Below are 20,392 nucleotides of genomic sequence, written 5' to 3'. Positions count from 1 at the left end.
CGTTAGCGGTATACATTTGTGCACTGACACGATTTGTCGCACAGTCATGTACGTCGGCATCCGGGCGCAGATCCGGCGCGGAGCCTGAAACCCGGCTTTTATGTTAGCGCCTCAGAAACATGAGTTAACAGTCACTTACCGAGACGAAAGAAAATTAGTTTACCAATTTGGGGGGCGGCGGAAAACGGATTTACAAATTCTGTCTTACATTTTGGTAGCTTATTCCTTTGTTTTCACTCTCTGTTATATTCGCCTCAATCTTGCGACGTCGCGTCACCTGCGGCGCGTGACATTCATGTATCCTAGGGAGGACCGCCATGACCGATCAAACACCCAGCGCCACCACCTACCCCCCCAGCGCGTCGATTTCCGCGTCTGCGAATGTCGATGCGGCGCAGTATGACGCGATGTATGCGCAGTCGGTTGCGGACTCCGAAGGGTTCTGGGCCGAACAGGCGCAGCGGCTGGACTGGATGCACAAGCCGACCCAGATCAAGAACGTCGATTTCACCCTGGGCAATGTCACCATCGAATGGTTCAAGGACGGCAAACTGAACGTCGCCGCCAACTGTATCGACCGCCACCTGGAAACCCGCGGCGACCAGACCGCGATCATCTGGGAACCCGACAGCCCCGACACCCCCGCCAAACACATCAGCTACAAAGAGCTGCACAAGAACACCTGCCGCATGGCCAACGTGCTGGAAAGCCTGGGCGTTCGCAAAGGCGACCGGGTCATCATCTACCTGCCGATGATCCCCGAGGCCGCCTATGCCATGCTGGCCTGCGCGCGCATCGGCGCCATCCATTCCATCGTCTTCGCCGGCTTTTCGCCCGACGCCCTGGCCGCCCGGGTCAACGGCTGCGACGCCAAGGTGGTGATCACCGCCGACGAAGCCCCGCGCGGCGGCCGCAACACCCCGCTCAAGACCAATGCCGACAAGGCCCTGCTGCACTGCAAGGACAGCGTCAAATGCCTGGTGGTCAAGCGCACCGGCGGCCAGACCACATGGACCCAGGGGCGCGATTTCGACTACAACGAAATGGCGCTGGAGGCCGACGACTATTGCCGCCCCGTCGAAATGGACGCCGAGGACCCGCTGTTCATCCTGTACACCTCGGGCAGCACCGGCCAGCCCAAGGGCGTGGTACACACAACTGGTGGATATTTGCTTTACGCCAGCCTGACCCACGAGGTCGTCTTTGATTACAAAGAGGGCGACATCTATTGGTGCACCGCCGACGTGGGCTGGGTCACCGGGCATTCCTATATTGTTTACGGGCCCTTGGCCAATGGCGCCACGACCGTGATGTTCGAAGGCGTGCCGACCTATCCCGACGCCAGCCGGTTCTGGCAGGTCTGCGAAAAGCACAAGGTGAACCAGTTCTACACCGCCCCCACCGCGATTCGCGCGCTGATGGGCCAGGGCAGCGATTTCGTTACCAAGTGCGACCTGAGCAGCCTGCGCATCCTTGGCACCGTCGGCGAGCCGATCAACCCCGAGGCCTGGAACTGGTACAACGACGTGGTCGGCGGCGGCCGCTGCCCGATCGTCGACACCTGGTGGCAGACCGAAACCGGCGGCCACCTGCTGACCCCGCTGCCGGGCGCCCATGCGACCAAGCCGGGCGCGGCGATGAAGCCGTTCTTTGGCGTTCAGCCGGTGGTTCTGGACCCGCAATCGGGCGAGGAAATCCACGCCAGCCCGACCGAGGGCGTGCTGTGCATCAAGGACAGCTGGCCGGGCCAGATGCGCACGGTCTGGGGTGATCACGAGCGGTTCGAAAAGACCTACTTCTCTGATTACAAAGGCTATTACTTCTCGGGCGATGGTTGCCGCCGCGATGCGGACGGCGATTACTGGATCACGGGCCGCGTCGATGACGTGATCAACGTGTCGGGCCACCGCATGGGCACCGCCGAGGTCGAATCGGCCCTGGTGGCGCATGAAAAGGTCGCCGAAGCGGCGGTCGTCGGCTACCCGCACGAGATCAAGGGCCAGGGCATTTACTGCTATGTCACCTTGATGAACGGGGTCGAGCCTTCGGACGATCTGCGCAAGGAGCTGCGGACCTGGGTGCGCACGGAAATCGGCCCGATCGCCTCGCCGGACCTGATCCAGTGGGCCCCCGGCCTGCCGAAAACCCGCTCGGGCAAGATCATGCGCCGCATCCTGCGCAAGATCGCCGAAAACGACTACGGCGCCCTGGGCGACACCAGCACCCTGGCTGACCCCAGCGTCGTAGACGACCTCATCGAAAACCGCATGAACAAGGCGTAAGACCATGGACGGAAGCAAAACCACCGCCGCCGCCGCCGTGCTTATCCTTCTCGGCCCTCCGGGGGCCGGGAAAGGCACGCAGGCCCGCATGCTCGAAGACAAGTTCGGGCTGGTGCAACTGTCCACCGGCGATCTGCTGCGCGCAGCCGTCGCCGCCGGAACCGAGGCCGGCAAGGCCGCCAAGGCCGTGATGGAAGCGGGTGACCTGGTCAGCGACGAGATCGTCATCAACATCCTGCGCGACCGGCTGGCCGAACCCGATTGCGCCAAGGGCGTCATCCTTGACGGGTTCCCGCGCACCACGGTGCAGGCCCAGGCGCTGGATACCCTGCTGGCCGAAAGCGGCGCGCGGATCAACGCCGCGATCAGCCTGGACGTCGAAGATGCCGCCATGGTGACCCGCATCGCGGGCCGCTATACCTGCGCCAAATGCGGCGAGGGCTATCACGACACGTTCAAGCAGCCCAAGGCCGAAGGCACCTGCGACAACTGCGGCGGCACCGAGTTCAAACGCCGCGCCGATGACAATGCGGAAACCGTGGCCAGCCGTCTTGAGGCCTATCACGCCCAGACCGCGCCCCTGATCGACTATTACGCCCGTCAGAACGCGCTGAGCCGCGTCGATGCCATGGGCGCAATCGAAACAATCGCCGCCGAACTGGCCGCGATCGTGAAAACGGCCACCGCGTAACAGGCGCGGTGGCTTCGCGCCCCTCCGGGTGGGGGGTTAACGGAGGAAGAGGAGGACCCGCGACATGGCGGATCAAACAACTTCGAATGCCGCACAGGCAGAGTCAGACCAGAAATACTGGTCGGCCAACGTGCGCATCATCATCATCAGTCTCATCATCTGGGCGCTGGTGTCTTTCGGCTTTGGCGTCCTGCTGCGCCCCATGATTTCGGGGATCGCCGTCGGCGGCACCGACCTGGGTTTCTGGTTCGCCCAGCAAGGCTCGATCATCGTCTTCCTGGCGCTGATCTTCTTCTACGCCTGGCGCATGAACAAGCTGGATAAAGAATTCGGCGTCGAGGAGGAATAAGAGACATGGATCAGTTTACCATCAACCTGCTGTTTGTGGGCGCCTCCTTTGCGCTTTACATCGGCATCGCGATCTGGGCCCGCGCGGGTTCCACATCGGAATTCTACGCCGCGGGCCGCGGCGTGCACCCGGTCACCAACGGTATGGCGACAGCGGCTGACTGGATGTCGGCAGCCTCGTTCATCTCGATGGCGGGCCTGATTGCCTTTGTCGGCTATGACAACTCGACCTACCTGATGGGCTGGACCGGTGGCTATGTGCTGCTGGCGCTGCTGCTTGCGCCCTACCTGCGCAAGTTCGGCAAGTTCACCGTGTCGGAATTCATCGGTGACCGTTTCTACAGCCCGACCGCGCGCCTTGTGGCCGTGATCTGCCTGATCATCGCCTCGGTCACCTACGTGATCGGCCAGATGACCGGTGTGGGCGTGGCCTTTGGCCGCTTCCTCGAGGTGTCGAACACCACCGGCCTTCTGATCGGTGCCGTGGTCGTGTTTGCCTATGCGGTTTTCGGCGGCATGAAGGGCGTGACCTATACCCAGGTTGCCCAGTATGTCGTTCTGATCATGGCCTATACCATCCCGGCCGTGTTCATTTCGCTGCAGCTGACCGGCAACCCGATCCCGGCGCTTGGCCTGTTCGGCGACCACGCCGCATCCGGCGAGCCGCTGCTGGCAAAGCTGGACCAGATCGTTCGCGAACTGGGCTTTGGCGAATACACCGCGCACAATGACGACACCTTCAATATGGTGCTGTTCACCCTGTCGCTGATGATCGGCACCGCCGGTCTGCCGCACGTTATCATGCGGTTCTTCACCGTCCCCAAGGTGTCCGACGCCCGCTGGTCGGCTGGCTGGGCGCTGGTCTTCATCGCGCTGCTGTACCTGACGGCCCCGGCCGTTGGCGCAATGGCCCGCCTGAACATCACCGAACAGTTCTGGCCGAACGGCGCCTCCGGCGAGCCGGTCTCTGTCGAAACCATCGAATCCAATCCCGAGTATGACTGGATGGCAACCTGGCAGAAAACCGGGATGCTGGGCTGGGAAGACAAGAACGGCGACGGCAAGATTGCCTACTTCAACGACGGCAATGCCGACACCAAGGCAGCCATGGAAGCGGCTGGCTGGGGTTCGGAAAACGAGCTGACCAACTTCAACCGTGACATCCTGGTTCTGGCGAACCCGGAAATCGCGAACCTGCCTTCCTGGGTGATCGGCCTTGTGGCTGCTGGCGGTCTTGCCGCTGCGCTGTCCACCGCTGCCGGTCTGCTGCTGGCGATCTCTTCGGCTGTGTCGCATGACCTGCTGAAAGGCCAGTTCACCCCGGACATGAGCGAAAAGAGCGAACTGCTGTCCGCACGGATCGCCATGGCGGTTGCCATCGCTGTTGCCACCTACCTGGGTCTCAACCCTCCGGGCTTTGCGGCGCAGACCGTGGCGCTGGCCTTTGGCCTTGCGGCGGCGTCGATCTTCCCGGTTCTGATGATGGGCATCTTTACCAAGGTGAACAGCAAGGGCGCCGTGGCAGGCATGATCACCGGTCTGGTGGTCACGCTGGTCTACATCTTCCTGCACAAGGGCTGGATGTTCATTCCGGACACCAACTCGTTCACCGATGCCGATCCGCTGCTTGGCACGATCAAGTCGACTTCCTTCGGTGCCGTGGGTGCGGCCATCAACTTCGCGGTGGCCTTCACCGTGTCCAAGATGACCACCCCGATCCCGCGTGAGATCGAAGAGCTGGTGGAATCGGTTCGCGTTCCGCGCGGCGCCGGTGCCGCCGTGGACGGTCACTGACCCATGCGCAGGGCTGAATTCCTTTCAGCCCTGCCCTTCGCTTTTGTCCCGTCCCGGTCTATCCGGGGCGGGACTGTTTTTTTCAAGGAATGACAATGTCCCTCGATCCCGCCGCCATCACCCGGTTCCTGTCCTCGGTCCATCCCTATGACGCCTTGGGAGAGGACGCGATCGCCGCGCTGCTGCCGGCCTTTCGCACGCAAACCATGGCCGCCGGACAGACCGTCTATGCACTGGGCCAGACCCTTGAGGGGCTGTACCTGATCCACTCGGGCGAGGTCGCGGTCAGTGACCAGAACGGGGTTCAGATTTCCATTCTGGGGCCGCGCAATTCCTTTGGCGAACGCGGGCTGTCGCGTGACGGGATCGCCGTTACCTCGGCGCGCACCACGCGCGATACCGTGCTGCTGGTGCTGCCCAAATCCGATTTCCTGCGGCTGGTCGAAACCGAAGCCGCCGCCGCCAAGTTCTTTGACCGCTCGCGCGCGGCCAAGCCCAAGCGCCCCGATCTGGCCACCAGCCCGGTGGAAACCCTGATGGCGCGCAATCCGCTGACCTGCCCGCCCGAGGCCACCGTGCAGCAGGCCGCGCAGGCCATGCAGGACAGGCACGTGTCCTCGATCTGCATCACCGAAGGCCAGGCGCTGAAAGGCATCGCCACGATCCGCGACCTGTCCGGCAAGGTGGTCGGCGGCGCCCTGCCCTATGACACCCCGATTTCCCGCGTGATGACCGCCGATCCGCTGTCGCTCGAAGCTTCGTCGATCGGGTCGGACGTGCTGCACATGATGATGGAACGGCGCATCGGCCATATTCCCGTCACCAGCGGCGGAAAGCTGGTCGGCATCGTCACCCAGACCGACCTGACCCGCTTTCAGGCGATGACCTCGGCCGAGCTGGTTTCCGAAATCGCCCATGCCGATGACGCCCATCAGATGGCCAAGGTCACGGCCCGCATTCCGCAACTGCTGGTGCAGCTGGTCGGCGGCGGCAACCGTCACGAGGTGGTCACCCGCCTGATCACCGACATCGCCGACACCGCCACCCGCCGCCTGCTGGCCCTGGCCGAGGCCAAATTCGGCCCGCCGCCGGTGCCCTATCTCTGGCTGGCCTGCGGCAGCCAGGGACGCCAGGAACAGACCGGCGTGTCGGACCAGGACAACTGCCTGATGATCGACGACGCCGTAACCGAGGCCGACATGCCCTATTTCGCCGACCTCGCGAAATTCGTCTGCGACGGGCTGAACGCCTGCGGCTATGTCTATTGCCCCGGTGACATGATGGCGACCAACCCGCGCTGGTGCCAGCCGGTCGGCGTCTGGCGCACCTATTTCAAGGGCTGGGTGGCAAAACCGTCGCCCGAGGCGCAGATGCTGGCCAGCGTGATGTTCGATTTGCGCCCCATCGGCGGCACCACCGCCCTGTTCCAGGACCTTCAGGAAGAAACGCTGAAACTGGCGGCCAGGAATTCGATCTTCGTGGCGCACATGATTTCCAACTCGCTCAAGCATACGCCGCCGCTGGGGCTGCTGCGCGGCTTTGCCACGATCAAGTCGGGCGATCACAAGAACACCCTGGACATGAAGGCCAATGGCGTCGTGCCGGTGGTCGATCTGGGCCGGGTCTATGCGCTGCAGGCGCAGCTGACGGCCGTCAACACACGCGCCCGGCTGGTCGCGGCGCAGGCGGCCGGTGTGCTCAGCAAATCGGGCGGCCAGGATCTTCTGGACGCCTATGACCTGATTGCCGAAACCCGGCTGGACCATCAGGCCGCGCAGATCAAGGCCGGCAATGCGCCGAACAACTATCTTGCGCCGTCCAGCCTGTCGGATTTTGAGCGAAGTCATTTGCGTGACGCCTTTGTCGTGGTCAAATCGCTGCAATCGGCGGTGGGTCACGGCAAGGGGATGCTGGGCTAAGGCCTGCGCACACGGGGGGAGAGAGAATGTTTCTGGAACTGATAGCGGTTTTCGTGGCGGGCTTTGCCGGGGCGGGCATCATGTTGATGCTGTCCAAGGGGACCGGCGGGCGCCTGCCGCGCTGGATCGTGCCCGTGGCCGCAGGTCTTGCCATGCTGGCGGCCGCCATCTCGAACGAATACAGCTGGTATGGCCGCACCGCCTCGTCGCTGCCCGAGGGGCTGGTGGTGGCGCAGACGGTGGAAAACCGCGCGTTCTGGCGGCCCTGGACCTATGTGGTGCCGATGACCGACCGCTTTGTCGCGGTCGACAAGGTCAACATCCAGACCAATGCCAACGACGACCGCTTGTTCCTGACCAGCCTGTATTTCTTTGGCCGCTGGCGCCCGGTGAAATCGGTCGAGGTGATGATCGACTGCGCCGGTGGCCGCCGCGCCGATCCGACCTTTGGCGATGGATCGCCTCCGGTCTGGCGCGACGTGGGCGCCGATGATCCCATCGTCTTTTCGGTCTGCGGAAAGGTCTGAGCCATGGAACGTCTCAGCCTGCGCCTGCGCATCTTCCTGTTCTTCATCCTGCTGGGGTTGGGTGGCACCGCGCTGGTCATGGCCGCGCTGTGGCTGGGCCACATGCGCATCGAGACCGCCGGGGCGACCGGCGCCTTTGTCTTTTCCGCCATCCTGTCGGCCTTTTTCCTGATCGGGTTGACCGCCGGCATCTGGCTACTGTTCGACGAAAACGTCGCCAAACCGATCGAAAAGCTGGCCGCAGGACTTCGCGCCAAGGCTCATGCCGGTGTGAACACCGATGTCGACACCAAGGCCGCGCGCTATCTTGGCGATCTGGCCCCCGCCGCCAGCGCCGTGGGTCAGGCGCTGTCGGACACCGCCATGAACACCGCGCAACGCATCGCCGCCGAGACCGAGCGCCTGGCCGCCGAAAAGGCCCAGCTGACCGCGCTTTTGACGGAAATTCCCGTGGCGACGATCCTGGTGAATGCCGCCGGGCAGATCGTGCTGTATGACGGTCAGGCCGCCGAGGTGCTGTCGCAGATCCACGTGCCGCGCCTGAATGCGCCGCTGTCGGACTACTTTACCGAGGCCAGCCTGACCCCGGCGGTCAAACGCATCCACAAGACCGGGATGGAAACCAGCTTTACCGCGCAGGGGGTGTTGGGCAACCTCAGCTTCGACGCCCGGATGAAGCCAATGAACGGCGGCGGTTACATGCTGTTGATCGACGCCGAGCACGTCAAGATCGCCCCCGAGGCCGCGCGCCCGCTGGTCTATGATTTCGACCTGCTGCAAGGCGCCGCGCTGACCAGTTTCGAGGACACGCCGCTGATGCGGCTGACCTACACGGTGTTTGACACCGAAACGACCGGGCTGCTTCCGCACAAGGACGAGATCGTGCAGATCGGCGCGGTGCGCGTGGTCAACGGGCGCATCATCAACGGCGAGCGGATCGACCAGCTGGTCGACCCCGGCCGCCCGATCCCGCCTGCCTCGACCAAGGTGCATCACGTCAGCGACGCCATGGTGCGCGGCAAGCCGGGCATCGCCGAGGCCGGGCGCAAGTTCCACGGGTTCGCCCGGGGCAGCGTGATCGTCGCCCATAACGCGCCCTTCGACATGGCCTTTCTGCACCGACACAAGGCCCTGATGGGGGTTGAATGGGATCACCCCATTCTGGATACGGTGCTGTTGTCGGCGGTGCTGTTCGGCGCGTCGCAGACGCATACGCTGGACGCCCTGTGCGAAAGGCTGTCGGTCACCATCCCGCCCGAGCTGCGGCACACGGCGCTGGGGGATGCCCAGGCCACCGCCGAGGTGCTGGTGCGCATGTTGCCGATGCTGGAGGCCAAGGGGCTGCGGACCTTTGGCGCGGTCCTGCAGGAAACCCGCCGACATGGCCGGTTGCTGGAAGACCTCAACTGAGGGCTGCGGGCCTGTCTGGCCGGGGATGGGGGCGCTGCCCCCGCGCCTTTGGCGCCCCCCCGGGATATTTTGGGCAATTGGAAGCGGCCGGGGATCAGACCTGAGCCAGTGTCCTGCCCTTTTCGGCGCAGTCGATCAGTAGCGGGGAGGGTTTCCAGACCACCGGGTCCTCTTGTTCCAGCTTGCGCAGGCGGGCCAGGATTTCCGGCACGCCCCAGGTATCGGCGAAATGCATCAGGCCACCGCGCCAGCGCGGGAAGCCGTAGCCAAACACCGTCACCAGGTCGATGTCGCGGGCCGAGGCGGCGATGCCTTCGTGCAGGATATCGGCGGCTTCGTTGATCATGGCCAGCAACAGGCGGTCGCGGATTTCCGCTTCGCTGTATTCGGTGCGCGTGATCTTGGCGAAATGCGCCTCTTCCAGGGCGAGATCGGCGACGATGGGGTCTTCGACCTTGCCGTTGCCGCCCGGGTAGCGATACCAGCCTGCCCCGGTCTTGCGCCCCAGTTTGCCCAGTTCGACCATGCGGTCGGCGATGGGAATATAGCGGCGGGCGGGATCGCGGGTGGCGTCCTGGCGGCGGCGGTTGGCGTGAGCAATGTCCAGACCGGACAGGTCCTGCGCCTCGTAAGGGCCCATGGCGTAACCGAAATTCACCATCGCCTCGTCGATGTCCCAGGGCGTCGAGGCATCCATGAAGACGGTATCGGCGGCCTCGCGATAGCGCGCGAGGATACGGTTGCCGATGAAGCCGTCGCAGACCCCCGCCAGCACCGGGATTTTCCTCAGCCGCTTGCCCAGGGCAAAACCGGTGGCCAGCGCGCGTTCCGAGCTTTGCGCGCCTTTGACGATTTCCAGCAGCTTCATGATATGGGCGGGGGCAAAGAAATGCAGGCCCAGCACGCGGCTTGGCTCCGCCACGCTGCGCGCGATTTCATCGAGATCGAGGTACGACGTGTTGGTCGCCAGCACCGCCTCCGGGGCCAGGGCGGCCTCGAGCTTGGCAAAGACCTCGCGCTTGACCTCGATGCTTTCGAAGGCGGCTTCGATGGCCAGGCCGCAGCTCGCCGCATCCGCGTAATCGGCGCTGGAGGCAAAGTTGGCGCGGCGGTCTTCGGCCCCGGACTGGTCAATCAGCCCGCGTTTCAGACTTTGCCCGATGATCTTTTCGACGTTGTCGCGGGCGCGCTGCACGCCGCCCGCATCCATTTCCAGCAAGGTCACGCGCAGCCCGGCGTTCAGCAAGGCATAGGCGATGCCCGCGCCCATGGTGCCGCCGCCGACCACGGCGATGTGGTCAAAGGGCTGCGGGTCGGCCTTGATCCAATCCGGGGCCTTGGCCGCGCGTTCGGCAAAGAAGATGTGGCGCAGGGCGCGGGCCTGATCGCCCTTGCGCAGGGTCAGAAAGGTGTCGCGTTCTTCGGCCAGACCTTCGACCATGGGCCGCGTTGCGGTGCCTTCGATCAGGTCGATCGCCCGCTGCGGTGCGATCTGCTGGGCCATCTTGCTCGCGGCCAGCGCCCGCGCCTGGGCCAGTTGATCCGGGCGATGTTCGGGGCGCGGCAGGTCGCGCACCGGCACCGCCAGTTCAAGCGAGCCTTCGTCAAGATGCAGGGCCACCTCGACCGGGTCATCGGCAATCCCGTCGATCAGGCCCAGCTGTTCGGCGCGCTCGGCGCTGACCGGTTTGCCGGTCGGGATCATCTCAAGCGCCGCCGCCATGCCGATCAGCCGCGGCAGACGCTGCGTGCCGCCCGATCCCGGCACCACACCAAGCCCGACCTCGGGCAACCCGATCTGCACCCCCGGCCGGGCGATCCGATAGCGGCAGGCCAGCGCCAGTTCGCAGCCCCCGCCCAGGGCCACGCCGTTGATGGCGGCGATCCAGGGGATGTCGCAAGCCTCGATCTGGTTCACGATGTCATTGAGATGCGGCGCCACGGCCGGCCCGTCGAATTCGCGCGCATCACCCCCGGCGGCAAAGGCGCGCCCTGCCCCGGTCAGGATCACCCGTTGCACCCCGGTTTCCCCCGGCAGCCGGTCCAGCACCGCCTGCAGGCCCTGCCGCATCGCAAGGCCGATGGCATTGACCGGCGGGTTGTCCATTTCCACGATGGCAGCCGCACCGCTGCGACGGAAGGTGACGCTCATGGGTATTCCTCTCTTGCGGGGGTCAGCTCAGAAAACCCTGGCTTTCGATCAGGGCTTTGAGACGGTCAAAGGCCTCGGGGACCGTGGCGCCCGAGGTGTCCAGCTGCGCATGCGCGCGCTCATACAGGGCCTCGCGGCTGTGCAGGATCGAGCGCAGCTGCGCCATGGCCTCGGGGTTGCCCTGCATCGGGCGGGTGTCGCCCTGGGCGCGGACCCGGTCCATGTGTTCCTGCGGCGTCGCCTTCAGCCAGACGGTGTGGAACCGCGCCAGAAGACTGTTGTAAGTCGCAGGCTCGGCCACGATGCCGCCCGCCACCGCCAGGATCATCCGATCATGGGTCGACACGATCCGGTCCAGCGCATCGGCCTCCAGCTTGCGATAGCCCTCCTGGCCATACAGCGCCATGATCTCGTCGACGGGCATGCCGCCGGCCAGCTCGATCTCGCGGTTCAGCTCGACAAAGGGCAGATCCAGCGCCTCGCCGACCAACCGGCCAAGGGTGGACTTTCCCGCCCCGCGCAACCCCACAAGGCAGATACGCCCGGCGCGCTGGCAGCGGCTTGGCTCGGCGCTCAGAACGCGCAGCACCTCGGCCTGGGTGGTACGGTCGGCGCTGCGGAACATCTCGGCCACCTGGGTGACCTCGGAGGAAAACGGATCGTCCTGCCCGACAAGCCATTCGATACGGTAATCAAGCGCAACGGCCACCCGCTTCAACAGCCCGATCGAGATATTGCCCTCGCCGCTTTCCAGCTGCGCCAGATAGCGCGGCGACACGCCGGACATCTCGGACAGCACGCGGCGCGGAATGCCCCTGCGCTCGCGCGCCTTGCGCACGCGGTCCCCGACACGGGCCATCAACTCGGCCACCGCCGTGTCGATCAGCCCCTGACCGTCGGCCGCCACGGTCTTGCCGCTGAATGAAGTGATCTCCGCCATGGCCCGCATCGCTTATGAACTATAATGCACAGTGTAAACGGAACCACGGCCAAGGCAATCATATCCCTTGCAAAAATACCGGCATTCAGGCGTTTTCATGCAAGCCTTGGCAGGTGAGGCGTGACAATCTCGCGGATGTCCTGGGGCGGGGGCGTCTTCGTGAAACGGTCCGCCACGGTGAACACGCAGACAAAGCGCCCCTCGAAACACAAGGCACCATCCTGCTCACCCTCCACCCCAAAGGTGATCGAGGTCTCGCCCAGTGCTTCGGGCCAGGTGTGACAGACCAGGCGGTGGCGCGGCGTGATCGGGCTGCGGAAATCCAGGCTCATGTGCACGAAGGGCGTGCCCAGGTTGCGGTCGATCTCGAACTGATACCAGCCCTGCCCGACATGGGCCTCCCACCAGGCGTTGATCGCATCCAGCGCAAACCAGGGGATGCGCCCGGTATAGACGATCCGGGCAGGGTCGCAGTCGCCCCAGGTCACGCGGATCTCATGGGCAAAACAGCCCTCGGGCCGCGGCATCAGACCCACCCCCTGTTTCTTTGTGCCCCAAATATCCCGGGGAGCGCGAGGGGCTGGCCCCTCGCTCCGCCATCGGTCACTGACGCGCGCTCAGTAGGTCTCCACATGATAGCGCCCCTCGTCCCGCATCGCGTCCCGCAGCGCAGTCCACTGCTGGCCGATGCTTTCGGCGATATTGGTCAGGGCCTTTTCGACACCCTCTTCCATGCCGCGCAACCCGCAGATGTAGATATGGGTCTTGGGATCGGCGATCAACTCGGCCACCCTGTCCTCTTCGGCGCGCATCCGGTCCTGCACGTATTCCTTGACGCCGGGCCCGCGGGAATAGACCAGGTGCTGCTCCAGCAGTCCTTGGGGTATCTTCTTGAGCGGCCCGAAATACGGCAAGGATTCCGGCGTGCGGGCGCCAAAGAACAGGGTCATGCCGCCGGACTTGCCGCCCAGCGTGCGCTGCCGCCGCATCGTAAAGGCGCGCATCGGCGCCGATCCGGTGCCGGTGCAGACCATCAGCAAACGCGCCTCGGGGTCGTCGGGCAGCAGGAAGGTCGATCCAAAGGGGCCGGTCACCCGCACCTCGTCCCCCGGTTTCAGATCACAGACATAGTTCGAACACAAGCCCTGCGCCTCGCGCTTGACCGTCAGCGACACGTTGTTGTAGCCCGGCCGCTCGCCGTCACGCGGCGACGACACCGAGTATAGCCGGGGCAGATGCGGCTTGCCCTCGGCATCCTGACCGGGTGGCAGGATGCCGATGCTCTGGCCTTCCAGAACCGGCATGGGATGACCGCCGAAATCCAGGATGATGTGGCGCACGTCATGGTCCGGATCGTCCGTCAGACGGTAATTGCCCTGAACCTTCGCCGTCACCGGCTTGCCCAGGTTGTACAGGTTGACCGAGGGCTTGGCCGCCGATTGCGGTGCCCTGGATTTGCCGCCCGCACCGGAATGCGCCTCGACCAACAGGGCCGCCATGGCCTCGTCCAGCGCCTCGAGGTTTTCGGCACCGCCGCCATCGGCCAGATCCTCCTGCGCCGGAAGCTCCTCGAAGGCGAATTGCTCCTCCAGCGTGTAGGGGGTGGCCACCACACGCCATTCGTCGATGCTGCCGGTCGGGCAGACGGGAATGCAATCCATGCAGAAATTGCAGGCCTCGGCGTCCACGACCACGTTGTTGTCGTCATGCTGGATCGCCCCGATCGGGCAGGTCATCTCGCAGGTATAGCAGCGGATGCAGATTTCCGGGTCGATCAGGTGCTGTTTGACAGGTGTGTTCATGGCCAGCTTTTCAGGTTCGAGGAAAGACAGTCGCAAAGCGCCAAAGCGGCCCAGCGAAAACATGGCATGTCGGAAAGGTCGGGATCAGCCGTCGCGCCCAAGCACGACGTCGGGAACCGACATGGCCTCGATCAGGGCCTGGCACAGCCCCTGACACCCCTTGCAGCCGATGCAGGGCCCCTGGATCGTGGTCAGTTGCTGGCCCATTGCAGCGGTGCGCGGCGCATGGCCGATCAAGCGGTCACTTTGCATCTGTTGTCTCCCTTGGTCCTGTTCGCATCGGCAAGGGTTAAATCCCCCCGCCGCATTTTCCTTGAGCCGGATCAAGGCCGAGCAAGTTTTTCGTCGAAAATCTTCCCCGGCCTCACCGTGCGCATCATGCCATGTGAAGCTTGACGTATTCGAAATCACCCGGCTTGTTGTCGATCCCCACCTTGGGCGGGGCGATCCAGCTGGCGTATTTCCCCGGCTCATAGACCGGCTTCATCAGCGACTGGATGAAATCGCCGTCCGCATGGGTCGGCAGCCAGTCGTTGATCCGCGCGTCGTATTCTTCGCCCGAAATCATGTTGCCATCGGGGTCGAAATTCTTGCCCGAAAAGACACCGATCTGGCGGTGGAACGCTTCGTGCGGCAGCTTCAGCGCAAAGTCGATCCCGGCCTTTTCGATCACCTTGTTCCAGCGCCCGACCCCGCCCGCCGCATCGCGGGTATAATCGTCGCGCAGGCGCATGTTGATCGCCGTCAGCGCCGGCACCTCTTTCTGCACGGCCTTGCCATCCTCGAAATCCCACACCGTGTAGGTGTCGTGTTTGAGCATGTGATCGTCGTCCAGACGGTTTTCCATGTACCGACCCTTGATGCCCGAGTTGAAGGCGTTGGCGGCGTTGGTCGACACCTCCTGCCCGAACAGGTCCAGCGACAGGGTGTAATGCAGGTTCAGCTTTTTCTGGATGGTCGGCAGGTCGATCACCCCCAGATCGCGGATCTTGCCCACATCATAGGGGTCGGTGATCCCGGCCTTGTTCATCGCCTCGCAGGTCGCCTGAATGGTGCGCGACACGCCGGTTTCGCCGACGAACATGTGGTGCGCCTCTTCGGTCAGCATGAAGCGGCAGGTGCGCGACAGCGGATCGAACCCGGACTGCGCCAGCGATTCCAGCTGCATCTTGCCGTCGCGGTCGGTGAAATAGGTGAACATGAAGAAGGACAGCCAGTCCGGCGTTTCCTCGTTGAAGGCGCCCAGCATACGCGGCGCCTCCTCAGAGCCCGAGGACCGGATCAGCAACTCGTCCGCCTCTTCGCGGCCATCCTTGCCAAAGTACTTTTGCAGCAGATAGACCATCGCCCAAAGGTGACGGCCCTCTTCGACGTTGACCTGGAACAGGTTGCGCATGTCGTACAGCGACGGCGCGGTCAGGCCAAGGAAACGCTGCTGCTCGACCGAACCCGGCTCGGTGTCGCCCTGAATGACGATCAGGCGCTTGAGCATGTTGCGGTATTCACCCGGCACCTCCTGCCAGGCCAGCTCACCCTTGTGCTCGCCCATTGGGATGCGGCGGTCTTCGACCTGCGGCGCCAGCAGCACGCCCCAACGGTATTCCGGCATCTTGACGTAGTCGAACTTGGCCCAGCCCTTGGGGTCGACGCTGACGGCGGTGCGCAGGTAAACCATGGAGTCCTGGAAATTCTGCGGGATCAGCCTGTTCCACCAGTTGATGTATCCGGGGTGCCATTTTTCCAGCGCCTTCAGCACCTTGCGGTCGCTGGACAGGCCCACGTTGTTGGGGATCTGGGTGTCATAGCTGACGTTGATCAGGTCTAGCATCGGGTTATCCTCGTGTTGGCCGGAAACTTGAAAAGTTTCCGGGACGGTTTCTTTTCAAGAAACCGGTGTCAGACTCGTTCCATGTTGTAATCGCCGCGCACGCCGGTGCCGTATCGCTGCAAGGCGCCATCAGCCCCAACCGCGTTCGGGCGGTTGAAAATCCAGTTCTGCCAGGCGGTCAGGCGGCCAAAGATCCGGGTTTCCATCGTTTCCGGGCCAGCAAAGCGCAGGTTCGCCTCCATCCCCGTCATGGCATCGGGGCTGAAGCTGGCCCGTTCTTCCATGAAGATGCGGATCTCGTCCTCCCAATCAATGTCATCGAGGATCATGGTGACAAGACCCAGATCGTCCGCCTCTTCGGCCTCCAGCGCCTCGCCCATGCTTTCCCTGGCCTTTTCCACCGCTTCCGGCGCACCAAGAAAACGGGTTTCCAGACGAGTCAGCCCGTTGCCCATGGGCATGGGGCCAAAGTTCGCCCCGGTCAGGGTGATCGCCGCGATCGGGCGGTTGTCGCCCTCAAACTCGTCTTCCATCATGTAGCTGCGGTCGACGGAAAACAGCAGTTCCGCCAGAATGCCGGTAAAGCACGATCCATGTTCGACCAAGGCCACCATCGAGCGCGAGGTCACATCGACCCGCTTGAGAATACGCTTCCAGTATTTCAGCACTTCGTTGGCCAGCCAGTGATCGGCGTTTTCCAGCAACAAAGCCTCGTGCGCGGCATAGGCTTCGGGGTCGCCCTGGGTCTGGAAGACCAGCAGGCCCAGCTCGGGCTCATTCAGGCGCAGGTGCAGGATTGCGTCGTCCAACTCGCGCGCAAGGCGCAGCATATAGGCCTGATCGCCCTGCGCGGTGAAGGCGTCCATATCGGCGGGCGCGGCGTCCTTGGGGCCATGCAGGGTGATCGTGGCCTTGCGGGCCGCGCGGTCCACGGCCACCTCGACCGTCGAATAGGTCACGCTTCCATCCTCGGCAAAGCTGCGGGTCAGCGGGGTCAATTTGATGCCCTGCGCTACGTCCGCCTTGGGCGAGGTCGCGGCAAACTCTTGGGCGCGCTGCGCCACCACCTCGTCGAATTTCGAATTCGGGATCACCTCATCGACCAGGTTCCATTCCGCCGCGCGCTTGCCGCGCACGCCCTCTTCGGTCGAGCAGAAGACATCGGCACGGTCGCGCCGCACCTTGCGCTTGTCGGTCACACGGGTCAGCCCGCCGGTGCCGGGCAGCACCGCCAGAAGCGGCACTTCGGGCAGTGACACGGCGCTGGTGCTGTCGTCGGTCAGAAAGATGTGGTTGCAGGCGAGGGCCAATTCGTACCCGCCCCCGGCGCAAGCGCCCTTGACCGCGGCCACGTATTTCTGACCCGAGTCCTCCTCGGCGGCCTCAAAGGTGTTGCGCGTCTCGTTGGTGAATTTGCAGAAATTCACCTTGTGACTGTGTGCAGCACCGCCCAGCATCCGGATGTTGGCCCCGGCGCAGAAAATCCGGTCCTTGGCGGATTGCATCACCACGACCTTGACCTCGGGGTGTTCGAACCGCATCCGCTGCACCACGTCGGCCAGCTCGATATCGACACCCAGATCATAGGAGTTCATCTTGAGCTGGTAGCCGTCGAACAGCCCGCCGTTTTCGTCCACATCCATGAAGAGATTGGCGACGGGCCCATCATAGGACACCTTCCAATGCTTGTAGGCGGATGGGTCCACCTGAAAGTCGATGCGCTTGGTCATGGTCTGATTCTCCTGAACCGCTTTAGTGCACCATAATGCATATTCGCCACTTCTTCCAGCCATTTTAGCATTATAATGCCTGCATTCAAGCCCTCATTCTGGGCGATATTCCATTTTACTTCAGATGCTTGCGAAAATATGCATTATAATACACATTCGCGCCGTGATTCTTCATACATTCGGTCCGCATCTTTGCGCGTCAGCCCCATCAGGCATGCCCCGCCCCGGACAAAGGCTTCGTCCAGCAGCCCCCGCGCCTGCAGCAAAAGCCGCGCTGCCGCCCTGGGTCGATCCATCCGCACCTTGAGCCGGGCATTGGCCAGCTGGATCACCCCCTGCACCAGACACTTGGTCCCGGAGTTTTCAGGCGCGGCCATCCAGACCGGCTCCAGCAGCTCGTGCGCCTCCCAGAAATAGCCGTCCTGCAACAGGTTCAGCCCCAGCGACCAGGCCGGGCTGGCCTCGAGCGGGTCGGCGATCTGTTTGAAAGGATCAAACAGCGCCTCGGCGTGGCGCGGCGTCTGCCCCGGGACATAAGCGTGGGGCGGGCGCCAGTCCTGCATGGCCTAGGCGACCTCGACCACGGCGTCTTCGATGCGGGCAAGCCGCTGGGTGAATTCGGCCACGGCGGCCAGCACCTTGTCCGGCTGATCGACCTGCGGCGCATGGCGGCAATCGTCCAGAATTTCCACATCCACCGGGGCATAGGACCGGGTTTCGATCTCGGAGACCTGGGCCAGCGTCCCGTATTGGTCGTCCCGCCCCTGGATCACCAACGACGGGATGCGCAGGTAATCCAGCGCGTCGGTCACCAGTGCGCCGTTGAAATCAGGGTGCAGCCAGCTGTCGTTCCAGCCGCGAAAGGCGCTGTCGACATGCTTGTGATACTTGGCCAGCTTGCCGCGCAGATCGCCCGCCTCATAGGCCTGTTTGGCCTTGGCAATCTCGGCCAGCCCCATGCTTTCGGTAAAGAAATGCGGCGCCATCAGGATCAGGCCGCGAATGCGGAAATCCTCGATCCCGCCGGCGTATTCCGTGGCGATGGTGGCCCCGTCCGAATGCCCCATCAGCACGCCGCGCTGAAACCCGATGGCCTGCAACAGCCTGGGCAGGACATCGGTCGCCTCGTGCACCATGTAATCCAGCGGGCGCGGCAGATCGGCGGCGTCGGACTGGCCATAACCCGCCCGCGAATAGGCAAAGACACCCCAGCCCGTGGCCTGCGCCAAGGCCTGCGGAAAATCCCGCCACAGCGCCAGGCAGCCCAGCCCCTCGTGCAGCAACACGATGGTCGGCGCCTTGTCCGGGGCGGGGCCAAAGCACTGATATTCCAGCGCCTTGCCGCCAGCGGTCACAAATCCCGAAGTCCAGTCCATGGCCCTCACGCCTCCTCTGTCTTGCGCAGTTTGAAGCGCTGGATCTTGCCCGTCGCGGTCTTGGGCAGGTCTTCGACCACCTCGATCCAGCGCGGGTATTTCCACAGCCCCACCCGTTCCTTGACGAAATCCTTCAGCTCGGACAGCACCTGGTCACGGTCGGCGCCATTCTTGAGCACCACAAAGGCCTTGGGCTTTTCCAGATCATCCTTGTCGCGCTGCGGCACGACCGCCGCCTCGAGCACGCCGGGATGTTCGATCAGCGCCTGTTCCACCTCGAAGGGCGACAGCCAGATGCCGGAAACCTTGAACATGTCATCGGTGCGCCCGCAGTAGACATAGCGCCCGTCCTCGGTGATCTCGTATTTGTCGCCCGTGCGGGTCCATTCGCCTTCAAAGGTGGCGCGGCTTTTGCTGCGCTTGTTCCAATAGCCTTCGGCGGCCGATGCCCCGCGCACCAGCAATTCGCCCACGCCGCCGGGCTTGATGTCCTCACCCGTCTCATCGACACAGCGCAGATCATAGCCCGGAACGGGGCGGCCACTGGTGCCATAGACCACGTCGCCCGGCGCGTTGGACAGGAAGATATGCAGCATTTCCGTGCTGCCGACGCCGTCCAGAATATCGACGCCCCAAAGCGCCCGCCACTTGTTGCCAATCTCGGTCGGCAGCGCCTCGCCTGCGGAAATGCACAGGCGCATGCCCGCGTCGGGCACGCCGTTTTGTTCCAGATGGGCCACCGTGGCGGCATAAAGCGTCGGCACCCCGAAAAAGATCGTCGGCCTTTCGCGGGCGATGATATCGACGGCCACATCCGGCGTCGGGCGGCCATTGAACAGCACTGTCGTGGCGCCCACCGACATCGGAAAGGTCATCGCATTCCCAAGACCGTAGGCAAAGAAGATCTTGGCGACCGAAAACACCGTGTCCTCTTCGCGGATGCCCAGAACCTGAGCGCCATAGGTGTCCGAGGTCGCCCTGAGCGCGCCGTGCACATGGCGCACGCCCTTGGGCTGCCCGGTCGAGCCCGAGGAATACAGCCAGAAGGCGCATTCATCTTCGCTGACCTGCGCGGCCGGGCGCGGCTGGGCACCTGCCATGAAATCCTCATAGCTGATGGTACCCTCGGGCAGCGTGCCGCCGATCACCACGATCTTGCGCAGATAGGGCGACTGGTGCGCGGCAGGCAGCACCACGTCCAGAAGTTCGTGGCTGACGATCAGGCAGGTCGCACGGCTGTCTTTCAGGATGAAGTCATAAACCGGCGTGGCCAGCAGCGTGTTCAGCGCGATCGGCACCACATGCGCCTTGAGCGCGCCCCAGAAAATCTCGGGGTATTCGATCTGGTCCAGAACGATGCAGGCGACGCGTTCCTCGGGGCGGATTTCGGCGCGGGCAAAGGCCCCGGCGACCAGGTCGCTGCGCTGCGCCAATTGCCGATAGGTGACCGTGCGTTTCTGCCCCGCCGCCTCGCGAAAGGCCGGCTTGTCGCCACGCCCTTCGGCGACGTGGCGGTCCACGAAAAAGAGCGCCGCGTTCTGGTTGTCCGTCATGCTGTCCTCCCACGGACCGGGCATCGCCCGGAAGTGTCCC

At 63.8% G+C, this 20,392-nt stretch carries 17 protein-coding genes; 7 read left to right on the top strand and 10 right to left on the bottom strand.

The genetic code is table 11. The annotated features are described in order from the left end of the window. The first annotated feature begins 317 nt into the window (after positions 1-317). The 7 genes from acs to QF118_RS10525 all read left to right on the top strand — a co-directional run bounded on the left by acs (position 318) and on the right by QF118_RS10525 (position 8,971). Positions 318-2,282 (top strand): acetate--CoA ligase, encoded by a 1,965-nt coding sequence (acs, locus tag QF118_RS10555; RefSeq protein ID WP_282299026.1) that lies wholly within the window; start codon positions 318-320, stop codon positions 2,280-2,282. A 4-nt stretch (positions 2,283-2,286) separates the two neighbouring features. Then, positions 2,287-2,973, top strand: a complete 687-nt coding sequence (locus tag QF118_RS10550; RefSeq protein WP_282299025.1) for an adenylate kinase — start codon at positions 2,287-2,289, stop codon at positions 2,971-2,973. A gap of 64 nt (positions 2,974-3,037) precedes the next feature. Further along, positions 3,038-3,322 carry a DUF4212 domain-containing protein gene (locus tag QF118_RS10545; RefSeq protein WP_282299024.1) on the top strand — a complete coding sequence of 95 codons (285 nt, stop codon included), beginning with the start codon at positions 3,038-3,040 and terminating at the stop codon, positions 3,320-3,322. A 5-nt stretch (positions 3,323-3,327) separates the two neighbouring features. Next, positions 3,328-5,115, top strand: a complete 1,788-nt coding sequence (locus tag QF118_RS10540; protein ID WP_282299023.1) for a sodium:solute symporter family protein — start codon at positions 3,328-3,330, stop codon at positions 5,113-5,115. A 95-nt stretch (positions 5,116-5,210) separates the two neighbouring features. After that, on the top strand, positions 5,211-7,034 hold the full coding sequence (locus tag QF118_RS10535; RefSeq protein WP_282299022.1) for a DUF294 nucleotidyltransferase-like domain-containing protein: 1,824 nt from the start codon (positions 5,211-5,213) through the stop codon (positions 7,032-7,034). 26 nt (positions 7,035-7,060) lie between these two features. Further along, the gene (locus QF118_RS10530; RefSeq protein ID WP_282299021.1) at positions 7,061-7,561 is read left to right on the top strand and encodes a hypothetical protein; all 501 of its coding nucleotides are present in this window, start codon (positions 7,061-7,063) and stop codon (positions 7,559-7,561) included. 3 nt (positions 7,562-7,564) lie between these two features. Next, positions 7,565-8,971, top strand: coding sequence for a 3'-5' exonuclease (locus QF118_RS10525; protein WP_282299020.1), 1,407 nt, complete (start codon positions 7,565-7,567; stop codon positions 8,969-8,971). Positions 8,972-9,065: 94 nt separating this feature from the next. On the opposite strand, the gene QF118_RS10520 is transcribed toward QF118_RS10525, so the two are convergent. The 10 genes from QF118_RS10520 to QF118_RS10475 form a co-directional block, all read right to left on the bottom strand. After that, positions 9,066-11,123, bottom strand: coding sequence for an FAD-dependent oxidoreductase (locus QF118_RS10520; protein ID WP_282299019.1), 2,058 nt, complete (start codon positions 11,121-11,123; stop codon positions 9,066-9,068). 22 nt (positions 11,124-11,145) lie between these two features. Beyond that, a complete protein-coding gene (locus QF118_RS10515) occupies positions 11,146-12,063 on the bottom strand; it encodes a helix-turn-helix transcriptional regulator (protein WP_282299018.1) in 918 nt (305 codons plus the stop codon). Positions 12,064-12,158: 95 nt separating this feature from the next. Continuing rightward, entirely contained in the window at positions 12,159-12,590 is a 432-nt protein-coding gene (locus QF118_RS10510; protein ID WP_282299017.1) for an acyl-CoA thioesterase, read from the bottom strand. 90 nt (positions 12,591-12,680) lie between these two features. Then, positions 12,681-13,865 carry a benzoyl-CoA 2,3-epoxidase subunit BoxA gene (boxA, locus tag QF118_RS10505; RefSeq protein WP_282299016.1) on the bottom strand — a complete coding sequence of 395 codons (1,185 nt, stop codon included), beginning with the start codon at positions 13,863-13,865 and terminating at the stop codon, positions 12,681-12,683. Positions 13,866-13,949: 84 nt separating this feature from the next. Beyond that, on the bottom strand, positions 13,950-14,117 hold the full coding sequence (locus QF118_RS10500; protein WP_282299015.1) for a hypothetical protein: 168 nt from the start codon (positions 14,115-14,117) through the stop codon (positions 13,950-13,952). A 124-nt stretch (positions 14,118-14,241) separates the two neighbouring features. Further along, positions 14,242-15,693 carry a benzoyl-CoA 2,3-epoxidase subunit BoxB gene (gene boxB, locus QF118_RS10495; protein ID WP_282299014.1) on the bottom strand — a complete coding sequence of 484 codons (1,452 nt, stop codon included), beginning with the start codon at positions 15,691-15,693 and terminating at the stop codon, positions 14,242-14,244. Positions 15,694-15,761: 68 nt separating this feature from the next. Then, positions 15,762-17,423: a 2,3-epoxybenzoyl-CoA dihydrolase gene (boxC, locus tag QF118_RS10490; RefSeq protein WP_282299013.1), complete on the bottom strand. Its 1,662-nt coding sequence runs from the start codon at positions 17,421-17,423 to the stop codon at positions 15,762-15,764. 143 nt (positions 17,424-17,566) lie between these two features. Beyond that, complete coding sequence (locus QF118_RS10485) at positions 17,567-17,986, bottom strand: DUF309 domain-containing protein (protein WP_282299012.1); 420 nt, start codon at positions 17,984-17,986, stop codon at positions 17,567-17,569. Between the two features lie 3 nt (positions 17,987-17,989). Continuing rightward, complete coding sequence (locus QF118_RS10480) at positions 17,990-18,799, bottom strand: alpha/beta fold hydrolase (protein ID WP_282299011.1); 810 nt, start codon at positions 18,797-18,799, stop codon at positions 17,990-17,992. 5 nt (positions 18,800-18,804) lie between these two features. Further along, positions 18,805-20,352 (bottom strand): benzoate-CoA ligase family protein, encoded by a 1,548-nt coding sequence (locus QF118_RS10475; protein WP_282299010.1) that lies wholly within the window; start codon positions 20,350-20,352, stop codon positions 18,805-18,807. Positions 20,353-20,392: the final 40 nt, after the last annotated feature.

The organism is Tropicibacter oceani, assembly GCF_029958925.1.
In the GTDB taxonomy this organism is placed as follows: domain Bacteria; phylum Pseudomonadota; class Alphaproteobacteria; order Rhodobacterales; family Rhodobacteraceae; genus Pacificoceanicola; species Pacificoceanicola oceani.
Note: the sequence above shows the minus strand (reverse complement) of the source record. Positions and strands in the feature narration are given on the sequence as shown.

Coding starts and splice junctions, on each gene's coding strand:
- QF118_RS10500 (WP_282299015.1), bottom strand. CDS start 14,117: ATGCAAAGTGACCGCTTGATCGGCCATGCGCCGCGCACCGCTGCAATG.
- QF118_RS10540 (WP_282299023.1), top strand. CDS start 3,328: ATGGATCAGTTTACCATCAACCTGCTGTTTGTGGGCGCCTCCTTTGCG.
- QF118_RS10485 (WP_282299012.1), bottom strand. CDS start 17,986: ATGCAGGACTGGCGCCCGCCCCACGCTTATGTCCCGGGGCAGACGCCG.
- QF118_RS10545 (WP_282299024.1), top strand. CDS start 3,038: ATGGCGGATCAAACAACTTCGAATGCCGCACAGGCAGAGTCAGACCAG.
- boxB (WP_282299014.1), bottom strand. CDS start 15,693: ATGCTAGACCTGATCAACGTCAGCTATGACACCCAGATCCCCAACAAC.
- QF118_RS10550 (WP_282299025.1), top strand. CDS start 2,287: ATGGACGGAAGCAAAACCACCGCCGCCGCCGCCGTGCTTATCCTTCTC.
- boxA (WP_282299016.1), bottom strand. CDS start 13,865: ATGAACACACCTGTCAAACAGCACCTGATCGACCCGGAAATCTGCATC.
- QF118_RS10535 (WP_282299022.1), top strand. CDS start 5,211: ATGTCCCTCGATCCCGCCGCCATCACCCGGTTCCTGTCCTCGGTCCAT.
- QF118_RS10520 (WP_282299019.1), bottom strand. CDS start 11,123: ATGAGCGTCACCTTCCGTCGCAGCGGTGCGGCTGCCATCGTGGAAATG.
- QF118_RS10475 (WP_282299010.1), bottom strand. CDS start 20,352: ATGACGGACAACCAGAACGCGGCGCTCTTTTTCGTGGACCGCCACGTC.
- QF118_RS10530 (WP_282299021.1), top strand. CDS start 7,061: ATGTTTCTGGAACTGATAGCGGTTTTCGTGGCGGGCTTTGCCGGGGCG.
- boxC (WP_282299013.1), bottom strand. CDS start 17,423: ATGACCAAGCGCATCGACTTTCAGGTGGACCCATCCGCCTACAAGCAT.
- QF118_RS10510 (WP_282299017.1), bottom strand. CDS start 12,590: ATGCCGCGGCCCGAGGGCTGTTTTGCCCATGAGATCCGCGTGACCTGG.
- QF118_RS10480 (WP_282299011.1), bottom strand. CDS start 18,799: ATGGACTGGACTTCGGGATTTGTGACCGCTGGCGGCAAGGCGCTGGAA.
- QF118_RS10515 (WP_282299018.1), bottom strand. CDS start 12,063: ATGGCGGAGATCACTTCATTCAGCGGCAAGACCGTGGCGGCCGACGGT.
- acs (WP_282299026.1), top strand. CDS start 318: ATGACCGATCAAACACCCAGCGCCACCACCTACCCCCCCAGCGCGTCG.
- QF118_RS10525 (WP_282299020.1), top strand. CDS start 7,565: ATGGAACGTCTCAGCCTGCGCCTGCGCATCTTCCTGTTCTTCATCCTG.